We start from the raw sequence: 19,934 nt of genomic DNA on the forward strand, positions 1-19,934 counted from the left end.
ACGCGGCAAAGGTAGACTGTTTTCTTCATTGAAAACTGGACTTAGTATCTTCAGTTTTGTTCATTTTAGGAACATTAAAACCGATATTTAGTGAAAAAGTGCTATTTTTGTACCCAAAATAAGAATAACAATGGAATCAAAAAACTCTAGCCTAGCCATATTTCGTGAACCGTTCGTAGCCGGAATGGACGAAAACCTGTCTCCAATTATGCAACGCCTATGGAAACTGGAAGGGGGTGCCATCTATTTTTGCCGTAGCGGATGGGCACACGTCACGATCGACTTGAAAGACTATGAAATTGTCGAAAATACTCAAATCGTGCTCTTGCCGGGAACGATTATCCGCGTCAACGGCAGCAGCAGTGATTTCACAGCTTCTTTCTTCGGATTCCCCAAAGAAATGTTTCGCGAAGCCTGCCTCCGTTTCGAGCCGATCTTCTTCCGGTTCATCAAAGAAAAGCCGTGTTACGTACTTCCGGAAGAAAATACCGGAGCTATCAATGGGTTAATACGTGCCACGACCGCTATATACAACGACCGCGAAAATCGTTTCCGCAACCAAATTGCTAAAAATCACCTCCAGTCGTTTATGCTGGATATTTACGATAAGTGTTACCGCTACTTCGACCGGCAGGAAATAGAAGGAGGAAGTCGGCAGGATGAAATCTTCAAGAAATTCATCGCACTGGTGCACGAAAACTGCATCGCTGAAAGGGAAGTAACCTTCTACGCCAACAAGCTCTGTATCTCCACCAAATACCTGACAGGTATCTGCAAAAGCGTGACGGGTGAAGCTGCCAAAAAGCTTATTGACGACTTCTCCATCCTGGAGATAAAAGTGCTGCTTCAATCCACCGAACTGACGATTCAGGAAATAGCCGACCGGCTCGGTTTTCCCGATCAGTCGTATCTAGGCAGGTATTTCAAACGGCATGAAGGGATGTCGCCGAAGGAGTATCAGAGCAAATATTCTATCTAATAACCAAAATAGCAAGCTTTCAGGTCTTTTACCCATTGTATTAAAGCGATGTTCTATGACCAACTTTGCTGTTTTACCGGCAATACTATGGAAGCTTCCTGCAAATGCGCAACCGCTGGTTGCACATTTGTAAGTTGCTGATTATATTCATTATAGAAATGAACCATTACGGATGCACTATCCGATAAATTTGCCTGCCTTTTCCGTCATACCACCACTTTGTCACGAGTGCAAACTGATTCTTTAATTAGTGTTTACGATATAACACAATTTGTTAACAGATCTGTAATACTATCTTAATCTGCCTTGTCTTCCTTTGCACCGTGAAACAAAAACACTGGTGTTAACGACTTTATTGCATTTAATAAATTAAAAGAAGCAAGGTAAAAAGATTATGAAAAGTAACAAATGGCTGCTTTCTCTGGCAGTTGGATTTCTGTGCTGTGGTTCTGCATACGCACAGACAACAGTGAAAGGGAAAATAACGAGTGAAAGCGGAGAACCGTTAATCGGGGCTACCATCACTGTAAAAAACTCGACAGACGGTACGGTGACCGATATTGACGGCAACTACTCCCTGAAAACTAAGAAAACATTAAGTTCCAAAGATTTGCTCCTATTTAGTTATGTGGGATATAAAACGCTACAAAAAAACTATACGGGCAACACGATGAACGTAAAACTGGCGGAAGAGTCGCAACAACTGAATGATGTGGTAGTGACCGCCCTGGGCATCAAACGTGAAGAAAAAGGCTGGGATACGCCACGGAAACCGTGAAAGGAGACAAAATTACCAGCGCCCTGCCCTCCAACTGGTCGACGGCACTCAACGGTAAGGTAGCCGGATTGAGCGTTATCTCTTCCGGCGGTCCGCTCAATTCGAGCCGCATCTCTCTGCGAGGAGACGTCTCGCTGAATCAGAACGGGAACGATGCATTAGTGGTAGTGGACGGTGTACCGATGAGCAGCCCGATGACCAATCCGGGAGTCGCCTACGGTGCAGGTTCCAACAGTGAGCTTTCCGTGGACTACGGTAACGGATTTTCCGACATCAATCCGGATGATATCGAAAGCATACAAGTATTGAAAGGAGCCAGCGCGACGGCTCTGTACGGTACGCGTGCAGCCAACGGCGTGATTATGGTGACTACGAAATCGGGAGCCGGCGCACCCAAAGGTATCGGCGTATCTTATAGCGGTAACTTCAGCATAGACGATGTGATGAGGTGGCCGGATTATCAGTATGAATTCGGACAAGGACTGCCGAGTAACATCGGTCCGGCAGGGTCCATCTATGAGGGCGAACCATACTACTCCTACGGAAAAGCGGAAGACGGCAGCTACGCAAGCACCAGCGGAACGAGTAGCGCATACGGAGCACGTTTCGATGCCAACAGGAAATTCTACCAATATGATCCGGTGACACAGGGACGTGCCTCCGAAGCGACTCCCTGGGTAGCGTATAAAAACAACCGCAAGGATTTGTTCCAGACGGGCTACACAATTACCAACTCCGTAGCCCTGACCGGAAAATCCGACCGGGGCAGCGTGCGGGCTTCCATCACCCACACCAAAAACGAATGGATTCTTCCCAATACAGGTTTCCAGCGCATCACTGCCATGATTTCCGCCCAACAACAGATTTCGCGGGCACTGCGCATCAATTTTAAATCGAGCTATACCTACCGCAAGCTCAACAATACGCCTGCCCTGGGATATAACAGCAACTCCATCTCTTACTTCCTCATCTTCCAGAATCCGAATGTCAACCTCGACTGGCTGCGCCCGATGTGGCGTACCGGACAGGAAAATGTGAAACAGCTCCAGCCTTACAGTTCCTTCATCGGAAACCCGTATGTCATTCTATACGAATCTGAAAATCCGTCAGAGAAACATAGTAACGTCTCCTCCGTTTCCGCCAACCTGCGTATCAACAGCAAGTTCGATTTCATGATCCGGTCCGGTATCCAACTGTCCACCGACCAGCGCGAACAACACCGTCCTATCAGCGATGTGGTATTTGGCAACGGATTCTTCAAAAAACAGAATGTGTTCGATTATGAATTAAACAGCGACGCTTTATTTACGTACCATGATTCCTTCGCTAACGGATTGCACGTCAATGCTTCGGCGGGAGGAAACATGATGCAACAGAGCTATGATATGCTCGCCGCCTCGGTGGTGGGACTGATTACGCCGGGAGTCTACAAACTGGCAAACGGTGTCTCCAACCCGAACGTGCAGACTGTCATCAAAAAGAAAGCATTGAACAGTCTTTATTTCACAGCCAACTTCGCATATAAGGATAAACTGTTTCTCGACGTCACCGGACGTAACGACGAGTCGTCTACCCTACCGAAGAGCAACCGTTCCTTCTTCTATCCGTCGGTCAGTGTCAGCGCAGTGATGAACGAACTGTTCCTAATGCCGGAACCAATCAATTTGTTGAAAGTAAGAGGTTCTTTCGCCCAGGTGGGTAACGACACAGACCCTTACAAAACATCGCCCTACTACGGCACGAGCGATTTCCCCGGATCGGCTGTCGTTGCTTCCACACTGTACAATCAGGACTTCAAACCGGAAATTTCAACCAACTACGAAGCCGGTTTCGACCTGCGTATGTTCCAAAACCGCATCGGGCTCGATTTCACATTCTATTACAACCGCACCAAAAACCAAATTCTGGATGCTCCGATGGACCCGACTACAGGTTACAGCAAAGCGACTATCAATTCGGGATGTGTCCGCAACCGTGGTTATGAAATCCAATTGGACGTTACCCCGGTAGTCAGCAGAGATTTCCGCTGGAACGCCACTTTTACCTGGTCTAAAAACGAAAACAAGATTATCTCGCTGGCGGAAGGGGCAGACGAGAATCAGTTAATCAGCAGTATCGGCAACGTCTCCATCATCGGACGCGTGGGAGGTACGACAGGCGACCTCTGGGCTACAAACTGGTGCGCGACCCGGAAGGAAACGTTGTCATCAATGATAACGGACTGCCCGAACGTTCGGGAGAGATTGAATACGTAGCCACAGCCTATCCGAAATGGAAAGCCGGACTGTATAACGAATTTTCCTACAAAAACTTTACTCTTAGCGTCCTGCTCGACGGACAAGTGGGAGGAAAAATGTATTCGCACTCTCACCACAAAATGACGGAACAGGGAAAACTGGCTCATACCCTGAACGGACGTCTGCCGGGAACGGAATTTTATATGTCGAAAGATGATCCGCGCATTGCCACCGCCGGACTTTCACCGCAGGACGGAATGTATATGATTGCCCCGGGTGTAGTGAAAAACGACGACGGTAGCTTCTCGAAAAACACTAAAGTGGTAACCGTGGAAAGCTATTATAAAGAGTTCTATCGGATGGCAAACGTGGAGACGAACACTTTCAGCACCGATTTCCTCAAACTGCGTGAAATGAGACTGGAATATAAATTACCGGGCAGCACACTGAAGAAAACTCCTTTCAGCAAAGCATCGATAGCGTTTTATGCACGCAACTTGTTCTGCATCACGGATTATCCTTTATTTGACCCCGAATCTGCCGCCCTCAACGGAAGTTCGATGGTAACGGGTGTGGAAACGGGTTCACTGCCTACGGCACGTACTTTCGGATTGAATATTAACTTATCTTTTTAAACACTGACTCATGAAAACCTATAATTTTTTAAAGAATATAGCAGGAGGAATAATAGTGTGCGGAACACTCTGTACAACCTCCTGTACCAGCTTCGACGAACTGAATACGGACCCCACCCGCATGGACGAGGTGAATCCCGGCACACTGCTCAACCCGATTCTCTACGAAACGTCTGTCTACAACTGGAAACTCTACAACAACTACACCTACGACCTGATGCAATGCGCTGTATCTACTTCCAGCACTAACGGTGTCGGATGGTGGTATATGACGGACAGCCAGGGAGACGGCACATGGACTACCTTTTATAAATGGATCAATAACGCCAAAGAGATGACGCGTCTCACCGAAAAACTCCCGGAGGCTGCCAAACAACCCAATTATGACGCCATCTCACTCACACTGCAAAGTTGGCTGTACCAGATTCTAACCGATGCTTTCGGTGACGTCCCGATGAGCGAGCCTGCTCTGCCGATGAAGGAATACTCGCGCCGAAGTTCGACACCCAACAACAAGTGTACCGACAAATTATCGACAACCTGAAAACGGCAAACGAACTGTTTGACGAAGCTAACGGACTGATCTACAACCAATCGGGCGAAATGTTGTACAACACGTCTAAAGGAGATGCAACCGGTATAAAGAAATGGAAGAAGTTCTGCAACTCGCTCCGCCTGCGTGCATTGCTCCGCGTGATCGACGTTCCGGAGTTCAACGCGAAACAGGAATTGCGCACGATGCTAACCGATCCCGCCACCTATCCGGTATTCGAATCGAACGCTGATGCCGCCCTGCTTGCCATCAGCGGAACTTATCCGCAGGAAGCTCCGCTCACCCGGCCGCAGGATTTCACTTCATACGTTCAGATTTCCGAGTTCTTTGTCGACCTGCTAAAAGGATGGAACGACCCTCGTCTGCAAGTGTATGCAACGCAGGTCACTCTACCCGACCAGACAAAGGATTATGTAGGCTTGCCCAGCGGTTATCAGACGTTGCCTCTATCACGGCTTCGGGACTGAATCAAGAAATGGCGAAAGCTCCCATGAAACTTGCCATGATGCCTTATGCCGAAGTTGAATTTATCAAAGCGGAACTACTGAAGAAAGGGGTGATCGACGGAGGAAGCAACGCTGCCAAAGAAGCGTATCAGAAAGGAGTGCAGGCAGCTATCGAACAGTGGGGACAGGTATTGCCCGACAATTACTTTGAGAATCCGGAAGCAGCTTATGACGATACTTTGGAACGTATCATGAACCAGAAATTCGTTGCACTGTTCTTCTGCGACTATCAGCAGTGGTTCGAATATAACCGTACCGGCTTTCCTGTGTTGCCCGTAGGACCCGGCATCGCGAATGCCAACAACCAAATGCCGAAACGTTTCAAATATCCGGCTGCCCTGCAACGTACCAACCTGAAAAACTATCAGGCTGCCAAGCAGAATATGGGAGGTGATGATTTTAATATTCGATTAATGTGGCAACAATAACGGAATATGGCAAATAAAGAAATGTATCAACCATAAATTTAAAATTCAATGTGTATGAAGAAAATTATCAGTATGGCTGTCATGTTATATATAACAATGACAGCAATGGCACAGAAAGGAGAACTTGCCATGAACGAAAATATCCGCGGAAAGGAAAATGTTTCAAGAAACGTTGCGGAGAATACGGTAGGAAATACAGCAGAAAATAGAGCAGAGAAAGAAGCGACTCCCGTAGGGAAGAAACCAAAAGCTACATTTATATTCGACGTATATGGAGAGATTCCGACAACTAAACCGGTGTTTGAAACGGAACATTATCTAGGTAGTGACATTACCGGAAAATGGAATACTTTCATCCAGAATTACACGCACGAGTATGATGTAACGATCGGATTCACTGATTCTTCCGTTGAGATTTTGAAGCCTTCCATTTACAAGGCAGTCAACAAGGTGAACAAATATTATAAAAAGGCACTGAAAAAGGAAGAAGTGAGCCGGGAAGTTGCCACATCCAACATGGCACACATTCTGGATTGTGCCAATGTGATGTGTTTCGACGATAACAGCAAGTCTTTCGAAGAGGCTGTAAAGTCGGCAGACGAACCGGAAGAGATTATCGCATTATTCAATCAAGTCACTCTAAGAAAGTTATAAGCAATGAAAAAAGTATGTAATAGAAATATGTTGTTTGCGGCAATCTTATGTCTCCAGCTAAATGTTGTTGCCGCTTTTGGTCAGACTGTTGTGAAAGGCAGTGTGAAAGATAACACAGGTAAGCCTGTCAGCGGTGTAGTAGTAACTGACGGTGCGCATTTTAAAACAACCGACGAGCAAGGGAACTATGTTTTGAACACCGATCCGGCACGTTATCCGATGGTTTACATCTCTACTCCGGCAGACTATGAGCTTCCTTCCAAAGAGGGTGTAGCCGACGGCTTCTATCAATATTTGGATGCGAAGAAAAGCGAGAATCAGTGCAACTTCGTTCTGACCAAGCGGCAGAAGCCGGCAGATGAATTTGTATATATCGCCATTTCCGATCCGCAAGTGAGGAACGAGAAGCAACTGGACCGCTTCCGCACAGAGACAGTGCCCGACCTGAAACAGACTGCCGACTCGCTAAAGAACTTCGAAATCGTTGGTATGGGACTGGGCGACCTTGTGTGGGATGCCATGAACTTATATGCTCCTTACCGGCAAGCCGTCTCTAATTTAGGTATCACAATGTTCCAACTAATGGGAAACCATGATTTCAACCTGCTCTACAAGTCCATGACACAGACGGACCATCCGGCAGACGGATATGGGGAACAGAATTATTACCAGTCGTTCGGTCCGGCCAACTATTCATTCAACATTGGAAAAATCCATGTAATCGCAATGAAAGACATCGACTACGATGGTAATAAGAAATACACGGAACGATTCACACCGGAAGATCTGGACTGGTTGAGAAAAGATTTAAGTTATGTGCCCGAAGGAAGCACCGTATTCCTGAACGTACACGCTCCGGTAGCCAACAACACGGTATCGGCCGGTGGAAATGCACGCAACGCCAACGCGCTTTTCCAACTATTAAGACCGTATCAGGTTCATATTTTTTCGGGACACACACATTTCTATGAGAATCAGCAACCTGCGCCTACTATTTATGAACATAATATCGGAGCTGCCTGCGGTGCATGGTGGGCAGGACACGTGAACCGTTGCGGAGCGCCGAACGGTTATCTGGTGGTAGAAGTGAAAGGTGACGATGTGAAGTGGCGTTACAAAGCGACAGGCTGTTCTCCCGATTATCAGTTCCGGCTCTACAAGCCGGGAGAATTTGAAAGCCAGAAAGACTATGTGGTAGCCAACATCTGGGATTGGGACAGAACGTATACGGTAAACTGGTACGAAGACGGAGTATTGAAAGGTGCCATGCAGGCTTTTGATGATGAAGACCAGGATTACATCAACATGGTGAAAGGAAAGAAAACCGGCTATCATACACGGCATCTTTTCCGGGCACAGCCTGCGAAAGGTACAAAGTCTGTCAAAGTGGTGGTTAAGAATCGTTTCGGGGAAGTATTCACGAAAGAGGTGAAATTGTAGGTTCTTCCAGTCTATTTATGGTTTCCCCGAATAATTTGTGAAATTTCAGTAGTATGAATAGAGTTTATACCGATTCATTACGAAAACCAACTTTCGAAAAGAATCGGTATAAACGATCCATTTTTCAGACCTGTCTTTTTATATCTTTATAAAGATCCGCTTTTTGTACAAGACCCACACAATCAAATAATTGAATCCGATAAACAGAAGTCCGTAAATCAGAGAGGCCAAATAAGTGTCGGGAAGAATGAGCAGGATGGAGGTATAAACCTTCCCTTGCAGACTAATTCCACTAACTGTGATAACCTCGAGCAGAGTAGCCAACACACCGGCTACCACATAGATGAACAACGGATTCGTGCCAAAAACATGGAAAGGATACGCCCATTTCTGTTTTTTACGAATATCAATAAGCCAGGTGAGAAGCACAAGAAATAAAGAAGCAAAACCACAGGTTACCAAGACAAAAGTCGGACTCCATACTTTTTTATTCAACGGGCAACCGTAACTAAGCAACCATCCGGCAAATAAAAGAGCAATACCCAGTATGGATATCTGTAACAGCCGGTGATGAATTTCTGTCTTCTCCCGCAAGATATTTCCGCAGAAATAACCTATTATCACTTGCGCAATACACGGCAAGGTACTTAACAGCCCTTCCGGATCGAAAAAGATACGTCCACCGTCCGGCAACCACTCCCGATACAGATGAGTTTCTCCGAACAATGTTCGGTCTGTAACGGCAATAATATTCTGCTCGGATAGTTCAAAGCCGTTCCCCAAAGCCAACAAGACAGTATAGCCTATCAGAATAATCGCGGAGATCCATGCCAGATTTGCCGGACGCCGGACACTCATAATCAACAAGGAACCAAAGAAGTAAGCTAACGCCAGTCGTTGCAACACACCTAGAATACGTATCTGTGAGAAAGGCTGTTCCACCCCCGCACACACCAACGAAAACCAGGAAAGGAAAAGTCCCAACAAAAACAAAATCACTGTGCGCCGCACCAGTTTGGTGATAAAGTTACGGCTGAAGTGATGGTCGAACCTGGATAAGGCAAAGCTCATAGAAACACCCATGATAAACATAAAGAATGGGAAGACCAGTCTGTCGGTGTCAGTCCGTTCCATTCGGCATGCCGCAAGGGCGCATAAACAGACTCCCACGTCCCGGGGTTGTTCACCAAAATCATTCCGACAATGGTGATTCCCCGAAGCACGTCTAATGAAAGTAAACGTTCTGATTTCATATCGTTCTGATGACACCGGGATTAAATAAATCCCGGTTTGGTGAAGTAAAATCCATTCTCATTCAACCATTTAACATGCCATTTCAGGCGATTGGTGAAATCAATCCAGTTGCGGTCACTTCCCCACGCCAATTCTGAAAAGGCTGAAGAGAAGGGAAAACATGCTGACCGAACTTCCGCTCATTGGGAATCATTTCCGTCCAGACACAGGCTTGGAAGCCTAATACATTCTGCTTCACAATACTAGGAAACTGGGGTTCGAACTCGAAGTTATACAAAGAGCTTAATCCTTCGTCCGAGGCGTTGCGCTCAAATAGAAACGAGACCACTCCATAAATACAATCGGATAACCTTTCTGGGTAATCTTTCCCGGCTGGTCGGGCAGCCAGTCACGCCAATAGGTATAGATCAGGTCTTGTGGATCTTTCTCAAGAAAAGCATCGTCCCATCCCATCACTTTCTTACCTTTACCCTTCACATAGTTCGTCATTATCTTCACAAAGCGGTTTTGCAATTCATCCACTTTCTGATAACCTTCCTGTTGCATCAACTGCTGACAGACTTCACACTGCTCCCAATTATCCTTTTCCACCTCGTCAGCTCCTATATGAAAATACTCCGAAGGGAAGATTTCAACCATTTCATCAATGATAGATTGCACAAACTGATAGTTTTCCGGCCGGGAAGGGCAAATAGGATAAGAAAATTCTTCTCCCCAACCAGCTTCTCCCGTACACGACAGTTCGGGATACACTTTGATAGCCGCCGAGAAATGCCCTGGCATATCTATTTCGGGAACAATATCAATACCTCTTTCCAATGCGTAACTCACCAAGCCTTTCATCTCTTCTTGTGTATAATGACCACCATATTGCGAACCATTTCTCACAAAACGAGGATCTATCTCGTAGTTATAATCTTGTTGGGAAAGCTCTACGCATCTCTTGTCATACTCGTCGAAGTCACGCCAGCTTCCCTCCTGCGTCAATAAAGGATATTTTTTCACTTCGATGCGCCAGCCCTGATCGTCGGTCAAATGCAAGTGGAGCTTGTTTATCTTGTAGAAAGACAGACAGTCTATCACCTTTTTCAGATAATCAACCGTAAACATGTGCCGTACCACATCAATATGGAATCCGCGCCAGTCGTATTTGGGAGCATCCTTTATATCTACCATCGGAAGATATTTCGAGTTTCCCGAAGTGAAGAAATTAGCTTGTTCGAGTGTTTGCCTCAACGTCTGGATTCCCCAAAGAAGTCCGGTTTCCGTCGAATAATAGATGCAGGCCCCCTCTTTGGTTACGGTCAGACGATAGGCTTCTTTGGCCAGATCAGATTCTTGTTTCACCCGGATAAAGGCATGATCGTTGGAAGCGTCACTCGCGGAAAGAGACAGTTTCTCTTCCAGCGTGGATTTCAACAGTTGTGACGTAGAAGCCGGAATATTCTGGCTAACAGTCACATTCTGCGGAAGAGTGACCACCGATTCTTTATAATCAACTCTTTCCGGCAAAGGCATTACCGACAGGCGGGTCGGTACCCGTTCCGGATACCCTCCATTATCATTGTCATTGCACGACAACGATGTGATCGCACCTATTCCCAACAGGAATAATATACCGCTTCTTTTTATCTTATCATAGTTCATAACTTGTCTACTTTTTGTGGATTAATTTACTTTGAGAGTGCTTGTCACACTCTCTTTGTTTAAATAAAACAGTTTAGCTTTCACAACCGAAGCATCACAGGCTATGGGAGCTTCCCAAAGCGCTGAATCAAGAGTTGGTTCCGCTCCATCGGTCGTATAGCGTATCTCCCCTCCCCGGATGGGGGTGTTGGCATAGAGCTTGCCTTCTTTGAGGCAAAGTCCGGGGTAAGGCAAACGGAAGTTAATGTTTCGGGACGCCCAATGGGGCATTTCCTTCTCACTCGCTTTCGAATAGAACAAAGCCAGCGCTTTGTTGAAAGCCTGCTGTTCTTTCTCTCCTGCCAGCATACTCCAAGCGGGAAAAGCATTCCACCCGCGTTCTACCAGTCCGAGGATTTTAGGAAAGGTATAATATTCCACCCACTTGAAATCACGGATCGTTTCTGCAAACAATTGCGCTTGTACTCCTTGGATACGCTCCTTGCCGGATGCGGTCAAAACTGTTTTTCCTCTTTCCGCAATACCTAAATCGACCGGATTGCCAGCCATATCAGTACGCGAAGAGCGATAGATGTGATATGGAAGCATGGAAAAGCCTTTAGATTCATCCACATATCCGGCCCACGAGAGCCCTCTTTCATCGGGGTGAGCATCATAGGCCAAATCCAGATAGAAGTTGTTCACGTTGCAGAGGATCACCGGATAGCCTTTGTTGGCTACCTGATAAGGTATTTCGTCCGCTTCCCATTCGGGAACTGTATTCCAGCAATATACTCCTGCCGCAAGCCTGTTCAAATGGCGGTCGGTAGCCTCCGAATGTCCCAACGCTGTTTCCTGCCAGCCACTAAACTGCACATGATATTGTTGCAGATAGTCTGCCATCTTCGTGATGTAGTATTCGGACAGTTCATGCGCACTCGTCATTCCATGTTCATCCATAAACGCCCGGCAGACAGGAGAACCCATCCAAGCTCCATCAGGCACTTCATCGCCTCCCAAGTGATGGTAGTCAAAGGTACCTCCGCTTCTTCATACATAGCCATCAGCTCACGAATCACTTTTTCCATAAACCGATACGTGGAGGGTAATGCCACATTCATCACGTTATCCGTATAAGACTGTGCAGAAACATAGCGGGAAGTATCTTGCGCGTCACTCAACAAATATTCGACGGCCTTTTCAGGATCGGTGTTTATATATTTATGATAACGTGCTTTCATGGACACTATTGCCGCCCGTGCATGCCCCGGAGACTCTATTTCCGGAATTACACGCACATGTCTTTGAGCTGCATAACGCAATAAATCTATAAACTCTTCACGAGTATAATATCCGTTACCGGAGGTAGGTGCAGACGGATCATAGTTGCCATCGTAGCCCGGATACAAACATTCCAGTTCATCCGTAGTGTGTCCCCGACGTGCACCGACCGAGGTCAGTTCTTCCAGACCGGGAATCTGAAGACGCCAGCCTTCATCATCCGAAAAATGGAAATGCAGCACGTTCAGTTTATAAGAAGAGATGGCGTCTATCAGCTTCTTTAATTGGTCTGCCGTCGTGAAGTTTCTGGCAATATCCAGCATTTGTCCGCGATACGGCAAGTCGGGATAGTCACGGATAGATACAGCTTCCAAACGGAACGGTTTCTCTTGTCCTTTCAAGAGAGAGAGCAAGGTTTGCGTGCCATTGAAAATGCCGTGTGACGTAGGAGCTGAAATATTTATCAGACTATTTCCTGTGTTCATCCGGTAGTATTCGTCATTCGCAGCCGTCTCCTGTTGCGGCAAATAATCCAGATGAACCGTTACCGGTGCTTCGGAAATGACTGCCAGCCCATAGAGTGTTTCCAACTTTTCTTTCAACAATCCTGCTTCGTTGGCAAAATCGGGATGAAAAGTCAGTTTCACCTTATTTTCTATGGTAACGTTTTCTTTACCGACAGCCGGAAACGCTTCCTTTACTGACGGGAAAATATCAGTTTGTTGCAACTTGGCAGTAGTCTCTAACGCCAAGTTTGAAGCATATATCTTATCAGGTGCGGGATACCAGTCTTCCGCCTCCATTCCTTGTAGCGGCTGTATGGTCAGTTCGACAGGCAAGGGAGTACCTTGCTTGCCGCCTGCCTGACTCACCCAGTAAGTACCTTCGGGAGCATGTGACAGTTTCTTCAGTCCGTTGGTACAACAGAACGTCACAATCAGCGAATCTCCCGGTGCCAATGGCTGGAAGTTTTCCGCCGGATACATCCGGAAGAAGTTCGCATTTACTACCTCTACCTTGACCGATGCAGATTCGTCTTGAAGAATCTCACGAGGCAACTGCGAATAATAGATGATCCAGTCCTTTCCCAAAGGAGCATCTGATATATTCTTCAGGATAAATGAGTTCTCATAGTAGCCGGGCTGCACTTCGGCAGCTCCCATCTCCCAAGTCAATGACACGGGGGCTTTCGCCCCGTCAGCCGATTTACAGCCGGTCATGAACAGCAGGAGACACAGACTTCCCCCTATCGTATATAGTATATTCCTCATAGGCTTTCCTATTTTTCTATATATCACTCTTTCAGACATTAATCACTCAATCGTTCGATGTGCAATGTTTCTTTACCTACTCCCTGCGAAGTGTCGAAAGTCAAACGGTAATAGCCAGGTACGAAGCCGTCGCCACTCGTTATTCCATTGGAAGCCGATAGTTCAATTCCATCCGTATCACCGGACAACGAACCTGCTTGCAACTCCATACCTTTATCTTTATTCCATTGCAAATCGCTGTAAATTTCGATTTCGAAGGACTCCCATTCATGAGTGTTACTCAAATACACGGTAGTTTGATATTTTTGTTCACCAATCGGCACAATATATCCCAACTGTGATATATCTTCCAAATTCCAGCCTCCGCTATTGTAAGCCTCGTTCCAGACAGGAGCACAAGTGAATCCGTGTCCTACCAACCAGAAACAAGTAGGTGCGGTATCACTCATCCGTACAACCCAAATATAATTGAATTTAGAAGAATAGTATATTTCCCAAGTACCTGATTTGCGCAGGAAGGTAAACTTACCATTGTCCGGATTATAACTAAAGAAGTCGCGGTTGTAAGCATGTTCCACATCTTCAAATCCACTCATTTCAAATTCTTCACCTTGAGTAAAACTAATCTGGGCACGGAACAATCCTTCACTGGCTATCAACTCGGTTTCTTTAATTTTCAGGTTCTTCTGGAAACCGACGACACCCAGTTTAAAAGTCATCACGTCGAAAGTGATCTGTTCAACAAACCAATCCCGGTAATCAAAGGCAAAGCTGGGTCCCGACGCTTCAATAAGAACCGCTGTATTACTCTTTTCAGCAGCTCCCCAAATCAATTCCGCATCGTCCAATGATTCCGTAGTGGATATTTTTCCGGTTAGCTCCATCGGATAGCCCTCTTCCGAGCCGGAAACTTCCGTCAGATACAGATAAGGATTCTCTGCGCTCCGGGTCATTTCTACCACCTCACCGTTATAGTGAAGATAGAGCACTTCCGGAATCTGTGGACGGACGATATGGAAATCAAACGTTTGAGTGACTTCACTACCTTCCACATTGATGGCAGTCAATACTACTTTAGCCTCCTGATTCTCTTCCAAGTCAGCCTCAAACGGGATATAAATTCCTTTCTCAACAATCGACACATCAGTGCCTTTCGTACGAATCGACTGCGAACTTACCAAGGTTTCACCCACCATCAATTTCACTTCCAGCGTAGACAAAGGAGTCTCCGGATCGTGAATCTTTACAGAGAAATAAAGAGAATCGGCAGCAGGAGTCTGATCGGTAGTCGAAAATTGTAGTCCTGATAGTTCAGGACATGAATATGGATACTTCACCCGACCATCTTCTTCGCTACATGAAGCCAGCCAGCAAACGGTTAGCCCCAGCAACCATAAAAACAGATTATTGTGTTTCATCATTTTTTCTTTTAAAATTTTACGTTCCTCTTTTCATTAATAACCTTCATTTTGAGTCAGATTGGTATTTTTATCTTTCTCTCCTTGAGGAATCGGCCACAACTGCCGGAAAGCCTGCAAACCTGCAAACAGCAATCTGCCATCTTTGTCTTTATGTTTCTGCATCACTTCCAGCAAACGGTTATTACGTACCAGGTCAAACCAACGCTGACCTTCCATATACAACTCCAATTGACGTTCATTCTCTACCGCCAAGCGGCCCCTAGCCTGTCCCATATTCTCATCCAGAGAAGAGGGAGCAAAGCCCGCACGTTCTCTAATGCCGTTCACGATTCGAATCGCTTCCGGAGTGCGGTCTAACTCTACCAGTGCTTCGGCTTTCAACAGGAGTATATCCGCCAATCGCATCAGAATAATGTTGGAAGTCTTCTCGCGAATCTTATAAGACAACGGATAACTGTCCGCCGGCCAATAGGTGTCATAAGGAACCGATTTCCAAAGGATACTGGATGCATAACGGGTATCTTTCTCCTTGTCGAATTTAGCAACCAAGTCATGAGTAGGCGTACAATAACGTCTCCAGGTCACCGAACCGTCGTCTTCTTTCAGCAACACCCAATAAGCCCAGTTGGGAGCATCGGAGGTGTAATAGACTTCAAAGATACTTTCGGAAGAGAATTTCTTGTCAGGTTGCCACAACTCATCAAAGTTGCCGACCAGCGTATAACCCTCTGCTATCACTTTGTCGCAAGCCTCAACCACTTTGGCATAATCGCGTGTTGATTTCTCTCCTCTGGTTGCCAACACCTTGGCACGCAAAGCATAAGCGGCGCCTTTGGTGGCCTGGAAAACTCCTTTATTTTTGCTTACCAGGTAACGAATGGTATTTTCTTCGTTCAGATCATCCAATATCTGGTCGTAGATTTTATCTGCGACAGAACGTTCAGGATACATCACCGGATACCATTTATCCAGATTCTCGGCTGTAATGGTCGGAATCAAATCCAGCACCATCGGAGCGTCTCCCCATAAACGGACGATATCGAAGTAGGCCCATGCGCGCAAGAATTTTGCTTCTGCGATGACCCGATTACGCTCTTCTGCTACGGTAGAGGCAGGATCCATCATTTTCGTATTTTCAATCACACTGGTTGCAGTGCCAGCCATTGAATAATACTGTGACCAGACCAATTCTACCTTATAATTGGTAGAAGTCAGCTTCAACAAATCAAATTCTTGTTCGGCCACGCCGTCTCCACCAATATAGCAATTATCGGATTGTACATCTCCAATGGTGTAATTTTCCGACTGGAATATATCTGCCTTAAAGCTTTCATACGCACCTTGCAACTCGGCTTGCGCATCTGCCAGACTTCCGTATTTAGACTCTTGATCTTCCGTTCCGGTACCCTCCTGCATAAAATCCGATTGCGGTTTCTCATCCAGAAAATTACTGCATGAAACGAATAAGACACAGAGTACGACATAAGCTAACTTTATTATGTTTTTCATTTTCGCACCTATTAAAATTCAACATTCAAACCAAATATTACCGCCCTCGATTGAGGATAAGTACCATAGTCCACTCCTTGAGCAACGGAGTCGCCGCCAAAAGCATTTACTTCAGGATCGTATCCCTTGTATTTTGTCAACGTGAAAAGATTCTGTCCGGTGACGTAAGCCTGCAATCTAGACAGATGTATTTTATTCAACCATTTCTTAGGGAAATTATAGGATAAAGTGACTGTTTTCAAGCGCAGATAAGATCCGTCTTCTACAAAACGGGAGGAGTTGTGATTGTTCTCTGTATTACCAACGCGGGGGACATTGGTAATCATACCCGGTCGTTTCCAACGATCCAATACACGAACCGACTGGTTTCTAAAGTCGGTCATACCTTCCATATCGATGCGTGACGCATTAAAAATCTTATTGCCCTGACTTCCCTGCAAGAAAACAGACAGGTCGAAGCCGGCATACGAGAATGTATTCGTCATACCGTAAATGAACTTAGGTTGGGCATTTCCCAACGTAGTGCGATCTTCCGGATCAATAAAGCCGTTACCATTCAGGTCACGATAGATAATATTTCCAGTTTCCGGATCGACGCCTTCTGATATATATCCAAAGAATGTTCCCAATGGAAGACCTTCTTTCAGGATGACAGCTTTCTCCTTGGATTCATACATTTCAGCATAATAATAGACTTTATTCAAGCCGAGCTTCGTCAACTTATTCCGGTTGAAAGAGATATTGAAATCGGTATTCCACTGGAAGTTGCCTTTCAAATTCTGGGAAGAGACAGTGAACTCCATACCTTTATTCACCATTTCACCATCGTTTCTTGTCACACTGCTTGGCACTACATTCTCCGGCAGACTGACTGTCAGTAATAAGTCGGTTGTTTTTTTGTAGTAAGCGTCCACCGAGAAGGATAAACGGGAATCAAACATTGTCAGGTCGAGACCCAGATTCCACTGGCTTGTTTTTTCCCAAGTCAGTTCTTTATTGGCTGCCGAACCGGGTCTGATGGCTAGTCCCGGGTATAAGTTACCTTCTGAAACCGGTAGTTTACTAGCACTCATGGAAGCCATGTAAGCGTAGTTTCCAAAACCGCCCTGGTTACCGTTCATACCCCATCCGGCACGTAGCTTCAAATCGGTTACAATGTTTTGCAAAGGTTGCATAAACTTTTCGCTTGAAATTCTCCAACCTGCCGAAACAGAAGGAAAAGTACCCCAACGGTGTCCCGGAGCAAAACGGGAAGAACCATCGGCACGGAAGTTGACCGTCAGCAAATAACGGCTGTCATAATTGTACGCTATACGACCTAAAAAAGAGGCCAGCGTCCATGCGGAGGCGGAAGAACCACAAGCGTCTTTATCCAACTGATTGGCGGCACTGATGGAATGAATATCGGGATAAGACTCTGCCAGATCGAAACCAGCCATCCAGGATGCGTTATATTGTGCACGCTGTTGGGTGGCTCCTCCCAAGATGGAAAGGTTATGTTTGTTGAAGGAACAATCATAGGTTAGCAAATTCTCAAACAGCCATTCGAAGTTTCGTGAGAAACTCTCTTCCACACGTCCTTTTGTACCGCGTCCGTCCGAAGTTGAAATCGGGTCCAGATAATAATCCCAGTGTTCATTAGTCAGTTCAATGCCAAAAGTTGTTTTGAATTTCAGACCTTTGTATATATCAACCGTAAAGCCGAGCGAACCATTAATATGATCTGTATTCGTGTTGCTGTCCGCAGCATTGGCAGCCAGCGGATTCAGAATACGTGCACCATAAGCCTGTTCGTCGTATTCGTTCGGATCATACGGGTTCCACTTCTGCATAAACGGAGGAGTATTCACTACGGACAAGATGGAACCGGCACGCAAAGAACTGCGGCTTTCGTTCACCCATTGTCCTCCTGTATGCGAATACGCAAAGTTGAGTGCCATCTTTAACCATTTTGTCTGCTCACTATCCAAATTCGCACGGAAATTATACCGGTTGAAATGTGCTTTCTCCACAATACCTTGTTCATCGGAATAACCTCCGGATACAAAATATTGTAATTTCTCGGTTCCATTTGCCACGGATAATTGATAGTTCTGATTAACACCCGTACCGAAGAATAAATCAGTCCAGTCCACATAGCGTGTTTCATTTTCAGGAATATTGGGAGCAACATCCGAAACTGCTTTCAAGTCTTTCATCAAGTCTTTATATTGCTCTGTATTCAAGGCGTCTATCTTCTTCCCTAATTTAGAAAAACCCACATAAGCACTCATTTTCACCTGCGGTGCACCGATCTTTCCCCTCTTGGTCGTAATCAACACCACTCCGTTTGCCGCACGTGCTCCATAAATAGCTGCTGATGAAGCATCTTTCAGGATTTGCATACTTTCAATATCGTTCGGACTGATATTCGAAATATCATCCGACGGCAAACCATCTACCACATACAACGGCTCATTGGATGCCTGCACGGAAGTAGCACCTCTCACCCGGATGGTCACCCCGGAACCCGGCATACCCGATGGCTGCACAACTTGAATACCGGCTGCTTTTCCCTGAATGGCTTGTGCGGCTGTCATGATCGGACGCTCTTCAATATCTGCCGTAGAAACCACAGATACTGCCGTCGTAATATCTTTCCGTTTCATAAAACCGTATCCCACTACGACAACTTCTTCCAGCACTTGCGAATCTTCGCTCAAAGACACATTATAGATGTTCTGTTTATTGACCGTATGAGACTGGGAAACGTAACCGATATAGGAGAAACTGATTTTTGCTCCTATGGGAGCTTCCAAAGAGAAACGTCCGTCGATGTCAGTAGCGGTCCCAATATTCTCTCCTTCCACTCTCACGGTAACACCAATCAAAGGTTCCCCCCTCCGATCGGCTACAACACCGGTTATTGTTTTCTTATCTCCTTTCTGGGAGGCGTTTTGTTCGGTTTTCAGGGTAAGCACTACTTGCTTGCCCGATTCTATCTTATAACTAATAGGTGACCCTTTGAAAACTTTTTCTAAAACCGAATCGATACTTTCATTGTCCACTTTCAATGAAATCTTTTGATCCAATCCGGGAAGCTTATCCGTATAAAAGAAGCTGTAATCAGCCTTCTTCTCAATCACTCGTATCGTCTGGCGTATTGTCTGATTCTTTACAGAGAAAGTGATCTGCGCACTTACCTCTTGAGATACACACAACAAGATACAACAGAACATAACAAGCCTGAATATGATATGTAATTGTTTTCTCATTAGTAATTAGCTTTAAATTCTTTAAAATATAAGTCTGAAAATCAGACTTTTTATTATCTTTGTGAAATCGTGATGCAAAAAGGATTCCCTTTCCCTTATCCGCATAAG

At 45.7% G+C, this 19,934-nt stretch carries 6 protein-coding genes and 5 pseudogenes; 5 read left to right on the forward strand and 6 right to left on the reverse strand.

From position 1 onward, the window contains the following. Nucleotides 1-130 precede the first annotated feature (130 nt). From DXA05_RS14800 to DXA05_RS14825, 5 genes and pseudogenes are all read left to right on the forward strand, one after another. Complete coding sequence (locus DXA05_RS14800) at nucleotides 131-979, forward strand: helix-turn-helix domain-containing protein (RefSeq protein ID WP_009038711.1); 849 nt, start codon at nucleotides 131-133, stop codon at nucleotides 977-979. A 394-nt stretch (nucleotides 980-1,373) separates the two neighbouring features. Next, a pseudogene (locus tag DXA05_RS14810) lies at nucleotides 1,374-4,629 on the forward strand (SusC/RagA family TonB-linked outer membrane protein). 10 nt (nucleotides 4,630-4,639) lie between these two features. Further along, nucleotides 4,640-6,116: pseudogene (locus DXA05_RS14815) on the forward strand (SusD/RagB family nutrient-binding outer membrane lipoprotein). A gap of 54 nt (nucleotides 6,117-6,170) precedes the next feature. Beyond that, nucleotides 6,171-6,770: a hypothetical protein gene (locus DXA05_RS14820; RefSeq protein ID WP_170849033.1), complete on the forward strand. Its 600-nt coding sequence runs from the start codon at nucleotides 6,171-6,173 to the stop codon at nucleotides 6,768-6,770. A gap of 3 nt (nucleotides 6,771-6,773) precedes the next feature. Next, nucleotides 6,774-8,210 (forward strand): calcineurin-like phosphoesterase family protein, encoded by a 1,437-nt coding sequence (locus DXA05_RS14825; RefSeq protein ID WP_128859315.1) that lies wholly within the window; start codon nucleotides 6,774-6,776, stop codon nucleotides 8,208-8,210. A gap of 138 nt (nucleotides 8,211-8,348) precedes the next feature. Here the strand turns inward: DXA05_RS14825 and DXA05_RS14830 are convergent. The 6 genes and pseudogenes from DXA05_RS14830 to DXA05_RS14855 form a co-directional block, all read right to left on the reverse strand. Beyond that, nucleotides 8,349-9,463, reverse strand: a pseudogene (locus DXA05_RS14830) (DUF5009 domain-containing protein). A 21-nt stretch (nucleotides 9,464-9,484) separates the two neighbouring features. Then, nucleotides 9,485-11,111: pseudogene (locus tag DXA05_RS14835) on the reverse strand (beta-N-acetylhexosaminidase). A 21-nt stretch (nucleotides 11,112-11,132) separates the two neighbouring features. Further along, nucleotides 11,133-13,642, reverse strand: a pseudogene (locus DXA05_RS14840) (family 20 glycosylhydrolase). A gap of 38 nt (nucleotides 13,643-13,680) precedes the next feature. Further along, nucleotides 13,681-15,063, reverse strand: a complete 1,383-nt coding sequence (locus tag DXA05_RS14845; RefSeq protein WP_128859316.1) for a DUF5016 domain-containing protein — start codon at nucleotides 15,061-15,063, stop codon at nucleotides 13,681-13,683. Between the two features lie 33 nt (nucleotides 15,064-15,096). Then, nucleotides 15,097-16,572 (reverse strand): RagB/SusD family nutrient uptake outer membrane protein, encoded by a 1,476-nt coding sequence (locus DXA05_RS14850; RefSeq protein WP_128859317.1) that lies wholly within the window; start codon nucleotides 16,570-16,572, stop codon nucleotides 15,097-15,099. An 11-nt stretch (nucleotides 16,573-16,583) separates the two neighbouring features. Further along, nucleotides 16,584-19,826: a TonB-dependent receptor gene (locus tag DXA05_RS14855; protein ID WP_128859318.1), complete on the reverse strand. Its 3,243-nt coding sequence runs from the start codon at nucleotides 19,824-19,826 to the stop codon at nucleotides 16,584-16,586. Nucleotides 19,827-19,934 lie beyond the last annotated feature (108 nt).

The sequence above is a fragment of the Bacteroides sp. AM54-2NS genome (assembly GCF_003602935.1).
GTDB lineage: Bacteria > Bacteroidota > Bacteroidia > Bacteroidales > Bacteroidaceae > Bacteroides > Bacteroides xylanisolvens.

What these genes read in the sequence shown, in the direction of transcription:
- DXA05_RS14855 (WP_128859318.1), bottom strand. Translation starts at nt 19,826, where the DNA reads ATGAGAAAACAATTACATATCATATTCAGGCTTGTTATGTTCTGTTGT.
- DXA05_RS14845 (WP_128859316.1), bottom strand. Translation starts at nt 15,063, where the DNA reads ATGATGAAACACAATAATCTGTTTTTATGGTTGCTGGGGCTAACCGTT.
- DXA05_RS14825 (WP_128859315.1), top strand. Translation starts at nt 6,774, where the DNA reads ATGAAAAAAGTATGTAATAGAAATATGTTGTTTGCGGCAATCTTATGT.
- DXA05_RS14820 (WP_170849033.1), top strand. Translation starts at nt 6,171, where the DNA reads ATGAAGAAAATTATCAGTATGGCTGTCATGTTATATATAACAATGACA.
- DXA05_RS14800 (WP_009038711.1), top strand. Translation starts at nt 131, where the DNA reads ATGGAATCAAAAAACTCTAGCCTAGCCATATTTCGTGAACCGTTCGTA.
- DXA05_RS14850 (WP_128859317.1), bottom strand. Translation starts at nt 16,572, where the DNA reads ATGAAAAACATAATAAAGTTAGCTTATGTCGTACTCTGTGTCTTATTC.